Below are 15,291 nucleotides of genomic sequence, written 5' to 3' on the forward strand. Positions count from 1 at the left end.
TGGGGGTGCGAAGCGCCCCCTACAAAGCCTTTTGGTAGTACCAAGTATATGGTGCGAAGAACGGTATAAACCACCTGTGTACGCTAGGGGCGATTGCTGAAAGCGCACAAATTTTAATGTTCGCATCATCGAAAGGGATGAAGTCGAAGTGGCAGAAGCGGCCGAGCCGGGCAAAACTTTAGTGATTGTGGAGTCGGCGACTAAGGCGAAGAAGATCCAGCCGTACCTGGGAGATAACTACATCGTGGAGGCCTCCGTGGGGCATATCCGCGATCTCCCGCGGGGCGCTGCCGACGTGCCGGCGAAGTTCAAGAAAGAATCTTGGGCCCGCTTGGGTGTTAACCCGGAAGATGATTTCGCCCCGCTTTACGTCGTCAGCCCGGATAAAAAGAAAAAGGTCGCTGACCTCAAATCCAAGCTGAAGCAGTGCGATAACCTCTTGCTGGCAACAGACCCGGACCGCGAGGGCGAGGCCATTGCTTGGCACCTATTGGAGGTTTTAAAGCCCAAGGTGCCGGTGCGCCGCATGGTCTTTAATGAGATCACCAAGTCCGCCATCCTGGAGGCGGCGGAAAACACCCGCGACTTGGACTATGACCTTATCGATGCCCAAGAAACCCGTCGCATCCTCGACCGCCTCTACGGCTACGAAGTCTCCCCGGTGTTGTGGAAGAAGGTTATGCCGCGGCTTTCGGCCGGGCGCGTGCAGTCGGTGGCCACGCGGGTCATCGTCGAGCGCGAGCGCGAGCGCATGGCGTTTATCTCCGCCGATTACTGGGATTTGCTCGCCACCTTGGACGCGGGAGCTGGCAGTGGCGAGGGCCCGTCGGCCTTTGACGCGCGCCTGACCGCGGTTAATGGCAAGCGCGTGGCTTTGGGCCGCGATTTCGATGATAGCGGAAATGTGAAAACCAAGGACGTCATCGTCATTACCCAGCCGCAGGCGGAGGCCTTGGAAAAGTCCCTGCAGGGCGCGGGCATGACAGTAGCCGGGGTGGAGCACAAGCCCTATACCCGCAAGCCTTATGCGCCGTTTATGACCTCGACGCTGCAGCAGGAGGCGGGCCGGCGCCTGCACTTTACCTCGGAGCGCACGATGCGTATTGCGCAGCGCCTCTATGAAAACGGCCACATTACGTATATGCGTACGGACTCCTCTTCGCTGTCCCAGCAGGGCTTGAACGCCGCGCGCAGCTCCGCGACCAGCATTTATGGCGAAGAATACGTCTCGGATTCCCCGCGCGTCTATGACCGCCGCGTGAAGAACTCGCAGGAGGCGCACGAGGCTATCCGCCCCGCCGGTGAGTCCTTTGCCACCCCGGGCCAGCTTTCTAGCCAGCTGGATGCGGAGGAATTTAAGCTCTATGACCTAATTTGGAAGCGCACCGTGGCCTCGCAGATGGCCGATGCCAAGGGCACTTCCATGAAGGTGGCGGTCGCTGGCACCGCGAACACGGATAACGGCACCTACGACGTCGAGTTCTCTGCAACCGGCCGCACCATTACCTTCCCGGGTTTCTTGAAGGCTTACGGCGCCGACGAGGATACGAGCAAGAAGAGCGACAACCGCCTGCCACACCTGGAGGAGGGCCGCGATCTTCAGGCCGAAGAGGTTTCGGCAGAAGGTCACTCCACCAACCCGCCGGCGCGCTATACAGAGGCCAGCCTGGTGAAAAAGATGGAAGATTTGGGCATCGGGCGCCCCTCGACGTATGCCTCCATCATCAAGACTATCCAGGACCGCGGCTACGTCGTCTCGCGCGGCAACGCCCTGGTTCCTTCGTGGGTGGCCTTCGCCGTGGTGGGCCTCTTGGAGGAAAACTTCACCGAGCTGGTGGATTATGACTTCACCTCGTCCATGGAAGATGAGCTGGACTCGATTGCCACCGGCACGGAGGATGGCACGGACTGGCTCAACGGCTTTTACTTTGGCAATGCTGAGGCCAACGAGCACAAGGCGGCCTCCATCGCGCGGCATGGTGGGCTGAAATCGCTTATCGATGTCAACCTCGAGGCCATCGATGCCCGCAAGGTCAACTCGCTCAAGCTCTATACCGATTCTGAGGGCCGCGAGGTCTTCGTGCGCGTCGGCCGCTACGGGCCCTATATCGAGCGCGCGATCGGCACTAATGAGGACGGTAGCGTGGAATACCAGCGCGCCAACCTCTCAGAAACCGTGACCCCAGATGGGCTGAATGAACAGCTGGCGGAAAAGCTTTTTGCTACCTCGCAGGGCGGGCGTCAGTTGGGCGAGAATCCCGAAAACGGCCGCATGGTGGTGGCTAAGGAAGGCCGCTTTGGTCCCTATGTCACCGAGGTCGTGCGCGATGATGAGCGGGAGAAGGCTGAGGCGGAGGCCTTGGAGATCGTCGCCCAAGAGCGCGCAGAAGAGGATAAGCAGCGCGCCGAGGAAGGCAAGCGCGCCAAGAATTGGGAGACTAAGACGGCCGCGAAGCAGAAGGAAAAGCGCATCAATGGCTACATTGATGAGAAGCTGAAGCCTGGCACAGCCTCGCTCTTTAGCTCGATGGAGCCGCTGACCGTCACGCTGGAACAGGCCCTTGAGCTGCTATCCCTGCCGCGCGAGGTGGGCGTGGACGACGGGGAGATGATCACCGCCCAAAACGGCCGTTACGGCCCATACCTGAAGAAGGGCACGGATTCGCGCTCGCTGGCTAAGGAAGAGCAGATCTTTAGCATCACCCTGGATGAGGCGCGCCGCATTTATGCGGAGCCGAAGCGTCGGGGTCGCGCGGCAGCACAGCCGCCGCTGAAGCAGCTCGGCGATAATGACGTTTCGGGCAAGCCTATGACCGTTAAGGATGGCCGCTTCGGCCCGTACGTCACGGACGGCACCACCAATGCGTCCCTGCGCCGCGGCGACGATCCGGAGCAGCTTACCGATGCCCGCGCCAACGAGCTCCTCTCCGAGCGCCGCGCCAAAGAGGCCTCTGGGGAGACGAAGAAGAAGTCCACGAAGAAGTCTTCTAAGAAGAGCACAAAGAAGTCGACCAAGAAATCGACGAAGAAGGCAACCAAGAAGGCCACTAAGAAGGGCACGAAGAAGGCGGCTAAGAAATCTAGCTCGAAGCCTTCGCCCGGCACGAAGAACGTGGTTAAGGCCGGCTCGCGGAAGAAATAAGCGCAGAAATAAGTAAGGTGGCGGGCATGAATGATTTTCTTGCCCGCACCGAGGAAGGCACCGCGGCCTTGACCCGCGCGGTGTCTGAAACTTTTGCTGATGTCACCGACCCAGCCCGGCGCACGCCGCGGGGCTGGCGGCGCTTCGCGTACCTAGCGCTAGGCGAGTCTACGGTATGGTCCCGTCTCTTTGGCTGGAAGAAGGCACACGCCGTAACGAGCACGCCGCTTTTGCCGCTATTGGCAGCGGAGGCGCAGGACCCCACCCTGAGCCCCGCCTTGTTGGCCGGCGCGGTGGGCCAGGTGGAAAAGACGCGCCGCTTGCACCGCCCCTCCCTCCTTGGTGTGGCCGGCGTAACCGCTAGCCACGCGGCGTATTCGTGGGTGCTCTACCGGCGCGGCGCGCGCAACGATGCCCGCGGTTGGGGCCTGCGCGCCATCGCTTGGGCGGCGGCGCTCTTTGCCACGCGCAAACAGCCCACCCGGACCGCGGTAGCGGTGGGCGGCGCGGCGGTGCTGACCACCTCGGCGCTGGCGAGCGATCCGCGCCTGCGCACCGATGCGACGAAGGGCTTGAGCCACGGCGCGAACCTTTTGGTTGCGGCGGAAGGCCTGACGGCGCTGCGGGCGCGAATAGCAGCAGCCGGGTCCCAGAAGAACAAGAAACATGCCAAGCCCACGAGGGCTGCCAAGGCGGTGGGCGCGGCGGAGGCCGGCGCCTTTGCCTTGGGGCACTTCCTGCTAGTCGATGCCCTGTCTAGGTAAGGCCCTGACTAGGTAAGCTCCGCTCCGGCTGCATGCTCGGGCCATAAGATAGCCGGCGGTGCACCACCTCGAAGGGCCCGCGCAGGCCCAGCGCTTCGAGCACGCAGGCGCCGATTACGGTCACCAGCCACACGCCGCAGGCGAGCCCGGCTTGTCCAAAGGCACCAAGCTCGTGGCCGAAGTCCAGCGTGAAGGGGTGCACGAGCAGGAAAAATAGTATCGACTGGCCCACGTAACCGCTCATGGATCGCTTACCCAGCGCGACGAAGGGCCACAAGAGCGCGGGCACGGAGGCGCCTGCGGCTAGGCGCTCTTGCACGGGCTGCAAGATAAGGGCGAGCCCGGCGAGGATGCCCGGCCCGGTCAGCACGCCGAGGGTGGAATTGGCGCTACTGGCGGCGTTCGCCCAACGTTGATCGATTACCCCGAGGGTGCCCAAGGACCACAGCGTGCCAATGACCAGCGTTACGGCGGCGGCGATGGCCACCCAGCGCAGGAGTTGGGGGCGGTGAGAGGGGACATCGGCAAGCACGCCCTCGCGCGCCCACACAAAGCCCACCAGCATGACTGGTAGGTACATCAGCACGATGAGCGGGGCGGAGATGATCTGCGCGCCTAGGGTGAGAAGCTGGCTCAGCAGCAGGTCACCATAGGAATTTACCGTGCCAATGGCATCGACGGGGATATTGAGCCCGCCGTCAACCGCGGAGAAAATAAACGCGGCGATGCCGAGCACCGTCAGCACCCCGAGCGCGATATGAGAAATCTTGCGCAGCGTAGAATTATGCAGCGTGAGCAGCAGGGCAATGACTATGCCCGCTATGCCATAGACAAACATGATATCGCCCCAAAACAGCAGCACCATGTGCACCGCCCCTAGCAGCGCGAGGAAGCCATAGCGCTTGGCGATGACCCTCCTTGCCTCCCCCAGCGGAAATCCCCGCCGCCACAGGCTCATCGCAATAAGCCCCACGCCGAAGCCCAGCAGGGTAGAAAACATGGGCAGGCCGCGATTGTGCACGAAGAAAGCGCCGAAGACGACGGCGATTTTATCGAGCACGCTGTCATCGAGGATGCCGCCGAAATACGCGCCCGGCCGGTCCTCAGTGATGATCCACGCGGTGGTCATATTCGCTATCGCGATGCCTAAAAGCGCCATTCCGCGCGCAGCATCGGGCACGATGAGGCGGGTTCTGGCCACTAGATTTCGCACCGTTCTGCCAGGCTGGCGCGAATGGGGCGGGCCAGCTGGGTCATGCGGCGGCGCCCGCGCAGCTCAATGGATTTCATGACGGTCCAGCGGGCCTGCTCGGCCTCGTTGGCCGTCTTTAGGGTGGCGGCGTTGGTCAGGACCTGGCCGGGGGTGTCCTTAGCCATTTCGGTCAGGCGGGCGGCCTCGTTGACGGCATCGCCAATGACGGTGTACTCGAAGCGATCCGCGCCGCCGATGTGGCCTGCCACCACGTGGCCGGAGGCGACACCGATACCGGCCTGCAGCTCGAGCCCGCGCAATTCCCCGCGCAGCTCGCGGGCGGCCTGCAGGGCCATCGAGGTCGAGTCGTACACATTGAGCGGTGCGCCAAAAACGGCGAGGGCGGCATCGCCCTGAAACTTATTAATGATGCCCTTATTGCGGTGCACCACCGTTACGACGTGCTCGAAGAATTTATTGAGCTCCGTGACCACTTCCTCGGGGGAGTGGTTGACAGCGAAGGTGGTGGAACCGATGACATCGATAAACAGCACCGCGACCTTGCGGTCCTCGCCGCCCAATTCTGGGCGCTCATCAAGGGCGCGCTGGGCCACCTCGGTGCCTACGTAGCGGCCGAAGATATCGCGGACGCGCTGGCGCTCGCGCAGCCCGCGCATCATCTCATTGAAACCGGCCTGCAGGACGCCGAGCTCGGATCCATCGTAAATATCGACCTCGGCATCGGCCTCGCCTCGGCGCACGCGGTTAATCGCATCCTGCAGCTCCACGATGGGATCGACCACGCTCATGATGGCAAAGCTGGTGCCGATAAACCCGGTGGCCAGCGCGGTGAGCGCCAGCGCCACGATAGCCGGGATGATTTCGCTGGCATCGCCAGAGAAAAGCCCGGTGTGCTGCCCCAACAGCACCAGCACGATGCCGAGCAGCGGTACGCCGGAGGTCATCAGCCAGGTGGAAAACAGGCGGTATTTGATGGGCGGTTCGACGGTGGAATCTTCGAAGCGGCGGGCGACGGCCTGGGCTGCGACGGGTCGCACGAGGCGCTCGGCCTGTAGGTAGGTCAAGATAATGACCACCAGGCCCGCCAGGGTGGTGGAGACACCCACGACGAGCCCGAGGCGCCCGGATTGCCCGCTGGAGATAGCCACGGTCAAGATGATGCCGATGAGCCAGACTGCGGCCGCGACCAGGGATTGGTACACAGGGATGCGCAGTACGAGGGTGCGCACCATATTCGGATCGTGTGCATCGGGATTGCGCTGCCAGTCCAGCACGGGGCGGAAGAGCAGCAGGGTCGCGGCGATGCCGATGATGACCGCAAAGACGAGATAGACCGCCGCCACGCCCTTTAGGTTGGGCAGCTCGGCGGCAAAGTCCTCGATTTCCGGCATGGGCAGGAAATAGAGGATAAAGGTCATGATCGCGATGGCGCCGATGATATTGGCGCCCAAGACCAAGGCAGCGTATACCGGCCATTGGGTTCCCATAAGCCAACGAGCGCCACGCAATAGTCTGTTCATAACTACTTACTGTAGTAAGACCAGTAGGCTAGAGCGAGTGAATACGGGAAGCGTTGCGCAACGATTGGCAGATACCCCAGGTGTGGCCCGCACTATCTTGGGTGCCGCGCGGGCGGCGCGGGGGATGCCGGGGGCAGATCCGCGGGCGATGAGCCATTCCTGGCTCTTTACCGGTCCGCCCGGTTCCGGGCGTTCCTTGGCCGCAATCGATTTCGCGGCCACGCTCATGTGCACGGATCCGGAGGAGCCGGGCTGCGGAAAATGCGAGGCCTGCCGCGCCGTGCTGGAGACTAAGCAGCACACGGACCTGGTCTTGGTGGACCCGCAGGAGGTCATCATCCCGGTGGATACGGTGCGCGAGGTCATCGGGCGCGCCGCGAGCTTGCCCACGGTCGCCCCGTGGCGCGTCGTGATCTTCAATAACGCGGATCGCCTGAACAATAATGGCGCCAACGCGCTGCTGAAGACGGTGGAGGAGCCGCCGGAGCGCACCGTGATCATCATGTGCGCGCCTTCCGATGCCCCCGAGGACTTCTCCCAGACCCTCCGCTCGCGCTGCCGGCACCTGTACATCCCCTCGCCGTCGGTGGAAAATATCGTTGCGCAGTTGGTGAGCGAAGGCGCCTCGGATCACGATGCCCGCCTCGCCGCCGTGACCTCCCTGCGCCACGTGGGCAGGGCGCGCCACTTGGTGGCAGATCCTACGGTGCAAAAAAGACGGGCGGTGGCCATCAACCTGGCGGAAGACATCTTCCACGAATCCCAGGGCTTTCAGGCGGTGACCTCGCTTCTTAAGCTGGTGGATGCGGACGCGAAGGAATCGCACAAGGAGGAAGAGGAAGCGGAGCTGGCCAAGCTGGAAAATACCTTTGGCGTGGGCGCGAAGGGCAAGGGCGCGGCGAAGGCGCAGCGCGATGCCCGCTCCGCCATCAAGGACTTACAAGAACAGCACAAGAAGCGGGCGAAGCGACGGGTCATCGATAACCTCGACTTGGTGCTCGTCGATCTCTCCGGAATTTACCGCGACGCGCTGATGACAAAGGTGGGCGCGCAGGTGGAGATGACCCACCCGGACTTCGCGGGGCTATCTGGCGAGCTGGCGCAGCGGGTGAGCGAGGAGGGCCTCTTGGAGTGCCAGTCCGCCATTTCTTATTGCCGCGAGCAGCTGACCCAGAACGTGGGCACGCAGATTGCCTTCGACGGCTTGGTGGGCAGGATGCGGCGGGCCTGCCTCTAGGGCCGGTCTTTAGCGCCGGCCCGCCAAAAACCGACCCTGAGCCCCGATTTCTTTTCCGCGCCACCCCTGCGATAGAATCGCCAGTGCTGCTTATACAGCGCGCCGCCTTAGCTCAGTCGGTAGAGCATTTCACTCGTAATGAAAAGGTCGCGAGTTCGATTCTCGCAGGCGGCTCCATTTTTATATGTGCGGGTTCTCTTCCTTAATGTAAACTCTCCTTCAATAGAAGCAGGCTATATGGCCTCGATGAGAGAGCGGACGATACATTGCTTATTGCTACCGTCGCAGCAGAAATCCTCTTTTGGGCGTGCCTTATTCTGGGCGGTGTTCTCCGATACATCGTTAAAGCCCCAAGAATTGGACTGGCATTTTTTATCGCTACGCCAATTATTGACATAGTCTTGTTAATTTTCTCATTTTTCACTATGCATAATGACGGCGAAGCGGGATTCATGCACGGTTTCGCAGCTTTTTATATCGCATTTTCGCTGGTCTTTGGTGGCGATATCATCCGCGCAGTGGATCGGAAACTCAGCGGGAGGTCGAAAACCGAGTCTGGAGATCAGTCCGATAATAATTTAAGAAAATGCGTATATGCCAGTGCGGTGACGGCTGCGATCCTTATAGTTAGCATCGCGGTTGTAGGGCTAAACGGCAGCTTCTGGTTGATTTATTGGCTTTTTGCCGTGCTCTTTACCCCACCGATGTGGTGGGGCATTGAAAAACTTAGTCGCCGTGCTTAAGCAGGCGCGGAACCACCTTGCCGGTGGCATTGCGCGGCAGCTTGGATAGGAAGTGCACATCGCGGGGCACGGAGTGCTCGGCGAGCTTTTCGTGCACCCAGGCACGGATGGCATCGGCAGTCAGATCGCGGCCGGCGGCATCGGCAGTAGGCACCGCCCATACGGCGATGCGGCTGAAGGTCTCGCTATCCTCCACGCCACCCGCGTGCACCTCATCGATGCCGGGCATGGCCTCGAGCACCTCGGTCACGGACTGGGGGTGGACATTCTCGCCGCCCACGATGATCATGTCATCGGCCCGGCCCACGACGTGGAGGAAGCCCTGCTTGTCGATGTACCCCAGATCGCCGATCGACAACAATCCATCGATCCGATTGAGCTTGAGCTTGGGGTTGGTATAGCCGGTCATGGCGGTGGAATTGGTGAGGTAGATTTCGCCCACCTCGCCGCGGGGAACGGGGTAGCCCTCCTCATCGAGGATGCGTAGCTTGGTGCCATTGGCCACCTTGCCCACCGCATCGGGGTTTTCTGCGACCTGGTCCATCGTGGCCGTTGAGGCTAGGGCAAGCTCCGTGGAACCATAAACGTTGCACAGGATGGGGCCGAAGCGCGCATTGGTGTCCTTGACCACCTGCGGGGTAAGGGCATTGCCGGCAGAGGCGATGAAGTTCAGGCTGGAGGTATCGAAGGAACCCTCGGGATCGTGATCCACCAAGCGCTTGAAAAAGATTGGGGAGGAGAGCATGCCGTCGAGGCGGTAGCGTTGGACATCATCAAGCACCTGCTCCGGTTCAAAAACGCGGCGGGTGACGATGGTATTGCGCAGCCCCAAGGCGATATTGATGCAGGCCCAGCCCCAAGTGTGGAAGATAGATGCCGTCATCTGCACGCGCTGATCGGCGCGCCACGGGATATTGCCCACGATGGAGGCGAGCACGACAGGCAAGGTTGGCTCGGGGCGCATGATGCCCTTGGGGATGCCGGTCGTGCCGGAGGACATCAGCACGATGGGGCCGTGCTTGGGAAAGGTGGGCAGCTCGATATCCAGGGGATTCTTCACGATCTTTTCGAGCGTGGGTAGATCGCTCGCCCCCGTATCGTGGGCAATGATGACCGGAATATCGAGGTTGGGATCGACGCGGTCGATGAATTCATCATCGATGACGAGGACGTTGACGCCATTTTCTTCGATGCAGCCGGCCAGCTGCTCTGGGGAAGAACCGACATTGAGCAGGTAGATTCCGGCACCGGCGTAACCCTTGGCGCCCAAGGGAATGATGATGCCGCGGCCGTTGCGGGCCATGACGCCCAGCCGGATTTCCGTCAGCTGCAAGGACTGCAGGTAGCGGGCGAAATTCTGCGCGTGGGATCGCAGCTGGCGGTAGGTGAGGGTGCCGTCGTCATCGATAAGCGCGAGGCGATCCGGGCAGGTTAAATAGGCCTGCTCAATTTCGCGCGCCGTGGTGAAGCGATAACGCGCGAGGTTGGGCAGGAGCTTGAGCTGCCCGCCAAGCCCGCCTTGCCGGGTGATAAGCCCCGACTTGAAGAGGGCAGGGAAGAACTGGCTGAGCGCGGAGGCGTGGAAGGGAACATCAGTCAATTTCATGGAAGAGAAAGCTCCGAAAAGAGAAGATAACGAAAATATAACTACAAACGATATCGTTAGAAGAAAAGATGATGTTGCTTCTAACTCGAAAAATGTTACTGGAGTGACTAATCTACACTTAAGTTACAAGGTTTGAAGAAAAGGTTCCTCAATGAAATCCATAAAACTCAAAGCATTTTCGGTCGTAGCTTCCGCGATCGCGGTGGTAGGTGCGGTGGCCGCGCCGCAGGCTAGCGCGGCAGAACGCAATCTCGTCTCCTTCGGTGACTCGGTCATGGCGGATCCGAATGGCGGGGAATACTTGGCGGACCGCTTCAATCCCTCCCGGGTGATCGGGGAGAACTGCCCCACTTCCTTCAACTATGCGAAGCGCACCGGTGCCAAGATTGGCCTGCCGGTGCGCGATTTCTCGTGCGCTGGTGCGGTGTCGATGTCCAACGGCCCGCAGATCTGGCAGCAGGTGGATGCCGCCATCGGATCTGGCGCGCTGACCCCAGATACCGCGCGCGTGCTGATTACCACCGGCTTCAACGACACCTATAACCACCGCGATCTGAACATGGATCAGATCCGCCGGGAATTCACGGATCGCACCGCCCCACAGATTGAGCGGATTAAGCGCGCCGCGCCGAATGCCCGCATCCAGATCGTGGGCTACCCCACCATCGGTTCGGGGCCGCACTACTGCCTCGTCCACGTTGGCCCGACGCCGCTGGATTCGACCTTCCTGCCCATGGCCCAGGACTACGAAAACAAGGCGCAGTGGATGCAGGTTGATTTGGCGGCCCGTACCGGCGTGCAATTCCTGGACATGAAGCCCTCGACCCGTAATAACGGCATGTGCGCTAATGCGAATGACCGTATGTGGGCAGGTCTCGTGGACTTTACGGCGGGTCCCGGCAACCTGCCTATTCACATGAACCAGCGCGGCCACGAGCACGCGGCCAACGTCATTGCCGCTTCCTAGCAACCATTTTCATTACCGCGGCCATATTGAAAATGTAGGTATGGTTGTGGACATGACTGTAAAAGCTGTTATTGCCCGCTCTAAGGGCGCGGAAGTTGAGACCGTAAATATCGTTGTTCCCGATCCCGGCCCCAATGACGTCATCGTGCGGGTACAGGCCTGCGGTGTATGCCACACCGACTTGGCCTACCGCGATGGTGACATCGAGGATGCCTTCCCCTTCCTGCTGGGCCACGAGGCGGCAGGCGTGGTGGAGACCGTAGGTTCTGCGGTCACCCACGTGGAGGAGGGCGATTTCGTCGTCCTGAACTGGCGCGCAGTGTGCGGCGAGTGCCGCGCTTGCAAGAAGGGCGAGCCCAAGTACTGCTTTAATACCCACAACGCTTCCAAGGCCATGACCTTGGAAGATGGCACCGAGCTCACCCCTGCGTTGGGTATCGGTTCCTTCGCGGAGAAGACCCTAGTACACGAGGGCCAGTGCACGAAGGTTGATGAGATGGACCCTGCCGCTGCGGGCTTGCTGGGCTGCGGCATCATGGCCGGCCTGGGCGCATCCGTCAATACCGGCGATATCCAGCTGGGCGAGTCCGTAGCCATCTTTGGCTGTGGCGGCGTCGGCGTGGCAGCGATTGCTGGTGCGAAGCTGGCGGGCGCGGCGAAGATCATCGCCGTAGACATTGACGAGTCCAAGCTGGAGACGGCGCGCGAATTCGGTGCCACCGACACCATTTGCTCGAAGGGCATGTCGGAGCAGGAGGTCATCGATGCGGTGCGCGATCTCACCGGCGGCTTCGGCACGGACGTTTCCATCGACGCGGTAGGCATCCAGCCAACGTGGCGCCAGGCCTTTTACTCCCGCGATCATGCCGGCCGCATGGTGATGGTGGGCGTGCCTAACCTGACGGACCACGTGGACATCCCAGCCATCGATCTCTACGGCCGCGGCGGTTCCATCAAGCCGGCTTGGTACGGCGACTGCTTGCCGGAGCGCGACTTCCCCGCATACGTTGCTCTGCACAAGGCCGGCAACTTCCCGCTGGATAAGTTCGTTTCTGAGCGCATCGCGCTTGACGATGTCGAGTCTGCCTTCCAAACTATGAAGGACGGCAAGGTACTGCGTTCGGTGGTGGAATTTTAATGCAGATTGATAGCACTGTAACTTCTGGCAAGTTCCGCTTGGACGGCGGCGAATGGGACGTGGACAATAACGTTTACGTGCTAGGCGATGCCTCCAGCGTCTACATCGTCGACCCTTCCCACGATCTCGATGCCGTGGCGGAATTGGTGGGCGATCGCAAGGTTGAGGGCATTATCTTGACCCACGGGCACAACGATCACTGTGAGCTCGCGCCGGAGGCGGCGAAGCGCTTCGATGCGGATGTCTACATGCACCCGGACGATGACATGCTGTGGCAAGAGGCCAATGGCGATGCCCACTACATCGACCTAGCCGATAACGGCCAGTTCGACATCAACGGTGAGAAAATCACCGTCTACCACACCCCGGGACACTCGCCGGGCTGTGTTGTCCTCTACGTCGATGGCACCCTGTTGTCTGGCGATACCCTGTTCAACGGCGGGCCTGGTGCGACGGGGCGCAAGTACTCGGACTTCGATGTCATCATCGAATCCCTGCGCAACGTCGTATTCAACCTGCCGGATGACACGAAGGTCTTGCCGGGCCACGGCGATGCTACAACGGTGGGCGCGGAAGCGGCGCGCATCGACGAGTACATCGAGCGCGGCTACTAAAAATCGCGCAAGTACTCTCCGTAGCCGGATTTGAGGAGGGGCTGGGCTAGCGCTTCTAGCTCCGCCTGCGAGATGAATCCGGCTTCATAGGCCGCCACCTCGGGGGAACCGATGACGATGCCCGTCCTTTTCTGCATCACCTCTACGTAGGCGGCGGCCTCGCTCATGGAATCGACGGTGCCGGTATCCAACCAGACGCTGCCGCGGTGGAGGCGCTGCACGCTCAACGCGCCGCGGCGCAGGTAGGCCTCGTTGACGGAGGTAATCTCGAGCTCCCCGCGATCGCTAGGCGTGATGGACTTAGCGATATCGATGACCGAGTTATCGTAGAAATACAGCCCGACGACGGCATGATTAGACCGTGGGTCCGCCGGCTTTTCTTCAATGCTGAGCGCTTGGCCGGCTTGGTCGAATTCGACGACTCCGTAGCGCTGCGGATCTGAGACTTCATAGGCAAAGATGATGCCGCCCTCTGGATTGCGGCACTGGCTTAGCTCCCCGCCGAAACCGTGGAAGATATTATCGCCGAGGACCAGCGCGACGCTGTCATCACCAATAAAGTCCTCCCCAATCAAAAAGGCCTGCGCCAATCCTTCTGGGCGGGGCTGTACGGCGTAATCGATCATCAACCCGAGTTGGGATCCGTCCCCGAAGAGCCTTTGAAAGGCTCCGGCGTCCTCGGGGGTCGTGATGATGAGGATCTCCCGAATTCCCGCTTGGATGAGCGTGGTCAAAGGGTAGTAGATCATCGGCTTGTCATAAATGGGCATGAGCTGCTTAGAGATGCCCTTAGTGATGGGATAAAGCCGCGTTCCGGATCCGCCGGCAAGGATAATGCCTTTCATCGCTACTCCTCGCTGGCCTCGGTGTTTTCGGTAGTGTTGGCGGTTCCGGCGGTTTCTTCGGCGCTAGGCTCGCTTGTATCGCCAGTAGCGCTGGGCTCACCGGCACTGCTAGGAACACTGGGTTCGCTGGGTTCGCTGGGCTCACTGGGCACGCTCGGGTACAGCGCGAGATACAAGGCGAGGGCGGCCCGCCAATTCTGCGGGGAAAATCCCGTGGCCTCGATTTTATCTAGGGCAAGCGTCGATTCTTTGGGACGCGGTGCTTCGGGGCCGGCGATTTCCCGATACTGTTCGGTACTTACCGGCGTGACCTCTGAGGGGTCGTGGCCCAGGCCGATGAATACGGACATCGCCATTTCATCGCGCCCGACGGTATCGCCGGAGTTGGAGATATTATAAATTCCGTACTCGGGCCGGGTGCGCAGGAGGTGCGCGATGCCCTTGGCCAAATCCTCAGCGAAGGTGGGGCGCCCGCGCTGGTCATGAATGACCTTCGGCTCCTTATCCGCTTCGGCGAGGCGGCGCATGGTAGCGATGAAATTCGGGCCATCGCCAAACACCCACGAGGTGCGCACAACATAATGCTGCGGTGTAGTCTGAGCGGCGGTTTCGCCAGCGGCCTTCGACGCCCCGTAGGCGGATAGGGGCGAGGGGTTCTCGTCTTCGGTGTGCAGCTCCTTGGATCCATCGAAGATGTAGTCGCTGGATACGTGTACGAAGGTCAGCTGGTTTTCGGCAGCGATGCGGGCGAGTTTGGCTGGCGCTTCGGCGTTTACGGCCCAGGCGGCGGCGCGATCATCCTCGGCGCCATTGACGTCGTTGTAGGCGGCGCAGTTGATGATGGCTTCGTATTGTTTCCACTGGCGCTGCGGGGGATTGGTGATGTCGAATTCCGCGTGGGTGCAGAATTCGGCATTCTTGAGGACCCGTTTCAGTGCCCGGCCAAGCTGACCGTTCGCACCGGTAACAAGGATTTTGCGGGGTGGCATGGGGGCTACATCTGCAAGCGCCGGCAGTTGCTTGTCTTTTTCTGAAACCTCGCGTGGTTCGAGGGGCCACTCCACAGCGTCGAGGTTGGTTCCGGTATAGCGTGCCTCGGGGGACCAATGCTCGTTGACTAGGTAGGAGTAGGAAGTTTCCTCGAGGGCTTGAAAGCCATTGGCGACCCCGCGTGGTACAAATACGGCGGTCTCCGGCCCCACCTCATGGGTGACAATTTTGCCGAAGGTTGCGGAACCTTCTCGTAGATCGCACCAGGCACCAAAGATCTTGCCGTGCGCGACGGAGATGAGCTTGTCCCAAGGCTCAGCGTGCAGCCCGCGCGTAGCACCGGTGCGGTTATAAGAAATATTATTTTGCACCGGCTGGAACGAAGCCAGCTCTGGTGCGGCCTTAGCAAGCTTTTCGCGCTGCCAGTTTTCCTTGAACCAGCCACGGTTATCTCCGTGTACGTCCAGCTCAATGATGCTTAGGCCTTCAATGGCGGTGTTGTGTACCTGCAT

The 15,291-nt window shown here is 60.9% G+C and carries 12 protein-coding genes and 1 tRNA gene; 8 read left to right on the forward strand and 5 right to left on the reverse strand.

Annotated features, from left to right (window positions below):
* Nucleotides 1-148: 148 nt before the first annotated feature.
* Nucleotides 149-3,142: a type I DNA topoisomerase gene (gene topA, locus ABRP93_RS03870; RefSeq protein ID WP_349886972.1), complete on the forward strand. Its 2,994-nt coding sequence runs from the start codon at nt 149-151 to the stop codon at nt 3,140-3,142.
* Between the two features lie 26 nt (nt 3,143-3,168).
* Nucleotides 3,169-3,906 (forward strand): hypothetical protein, encoded by a 738-nt coding sequence (locus ABRP93_RS03875; protein ID WP_349886974.1) that lies wholly within the window; start codon nt 3,169-3,171, stop codon nt 3,904-3,906.
* Here ABRP93_RS03875 and ABRP93_RS03880 read toward each other — a convergent pair.
* Both ABRP93_RS03880 and ABRP93_RS03885 read right to left on the reverse strand, forming a co-directional pair.
* Nucleotides 3,899-5,107 (reverse strand): DUF418 domain-containing protein, encoded by a 1,209-nt coding sequence (locus ABRP93_RS03880; protein ID WP_349886976.1) that lies wholly within the window; start codon nt 5,105-5,107, stop codon nt 3,899-3,901. The genes ABRP93_RS03875 and ABRP93_RS03880 overlap by 8 nt on opposite strands.
* A complete protein-coding gene (locus ABRP93_RS03885) occupies nt 5,107-6,639 on the reverse strand; it encodes an adenylate/guanylate cyclase domain-containing protein (protein WP_349853429.1) in 1,533 nt (510 codons plus the stop codon). The genes ABRP93_RS03880 and ABRP93_RS03885 overlap by 1 nt, the downstream gene beginning before the upstream one ends.
* Before the next feature lie 37 nt (nt 6,640-6,676).
* Here ABRP93_RS03885 and ABRP93_RS03890 point away from each other — a divergent pair, with 37 nt between their 5' ends.
* The 3 genes from ABRP93_RS03890 to ABRP93_RS03900 all read left to right on the forward strand — a co-directional run bounded on the left by ABRP93_RS03890 (nt 6,677) and on the right by ABRP93_RS03900 (nt 8,619).
* Complete coding sequence (locus ABRP93_RS03890; protein ID WP_349886978.1) at nt 6,677-7,876, forward strand: DNA polymerase III subunit delta'; 1,200 nt, start codon at nt 6,677-6,679, stop codon at nt 7,874-7,876.
* 101 nt (nt 7,877-7,977) lie between these two features.
* A tRNA-Thr gene (locus ABRP93_RS03895) sits at nt 7,978-8,053 on the forward strand.
* A gap of 89 nt (nt 8,054-8,142) precedes the next feature.
* A complete protein-coding gene (locus tag ABRP93_RS03900; protein ID WP_349886979.1) occupies nt 8,143-8,619 on the forward strand; it encodes a hypothetical protein in 477 nt (158 codons plus the stop codon).
* Here the strand turns inward: ABRP93_RS03900 and ABRP93_RS03905 are convergent.
* Nucleotides 8,603-10,225: an AMP-binding protein gene (locus ABRP93_RS03905; RefSeq protein WP_349886981.1), complete on the reverse strand. Its 1,623-nt coding sequence runs from the start codon at nt 10,223-10,225 to the stop codon at nt 8,603-8,605. The genes ABRP93_RS03900 and ABRP93_RS03905 overlap by 17 nt on opposite strands.
* Nucleotides 10,226-10,376: 151 nt before the next feature.
* On the opposite strand from ABRP93_RS03905, the gene ABRP93_RS03910 reads away from it, so the two are divergent.
* From ABRP93_RS03910 to ABRP93_RS03920, 3 genes are read left to right on the forward strand one after another with little or no spacing between them, the layout of a single operon-like run.
* On the forward strand, nt 10,377-11,192 hold the full coding sequence (locus ABRP93_RS03910) for a GDSL-type esterase/lipase family protein (RefSeq protein WP_349867510.1): 816 nt from the start codon (nt 10,377-10,379) through the stop codon (nt 11,190-11,192).
* Nucleotides 11,193-11,244: 52 nt separating this feature from the next.
* Nucleotides 11,245-12,330: an S-(hydroxymethyl)mycothiol dehydrogenase gene (locus ABRP93_RS03915; protein ID WP_284623986.1), complete on the forward strand. Its 1,086-nt coding sequence runs from the start codon at nt 11,245-11,247 to the stop codon at nt 12,328-12,330.
* Nucleotides 12,330-12,944 (forward strand): MBL fold metallo-hydrolase, encoded by a 615-nt coding sequence (locus ABRP93_RS03920; RefSeq protein ID WP_023025056.1) that lies wholly within the window; start codon nt 12,330-12,332, stop codon nt 12,942-12,944. The genes ABRP93_RS03915 and ABRP93_RS03920 overlap by 1 nt, the downstream gene beginning before the upstream one ends.
* On the opposite strand, the gene rfbA is transcribed toward ABRP93_RS03920, so the two are convergent.
* Entirely contained in the window at nt 12,941-13,789 is an 849-nt protein-coding gene (gene rfbA / locus ABRP93_RS03925) for a glucose-1-phosphate thymidylyltransferase RfbA (RefSeq protein WP_023025057.1), read from the reverse strand. The genes ABRP93_RS03920 and rfbA overlap by 4 nt on opposite strands.
* 2 nt (nt 13,790-13,791) lie before the next feature.
* Entirely contained in the window at nt 13,792-15,291 is a 1,500-nt protein-coding gene (gene rfbD / locus ABRP93_RS03930) for a dTDP-4-dehydrorhamnose reductase (protein ID WP_023025058.1), read from the reverse strand.

Source organism: Corynebacterium sp. KPL2850, from assembly GCF_040225855.1.
Lineage (GTDB): Bacteria > Actinomycetota > Actinomycetes > Mycobacteriales > Mycobacteriaceae > Corynebacterium.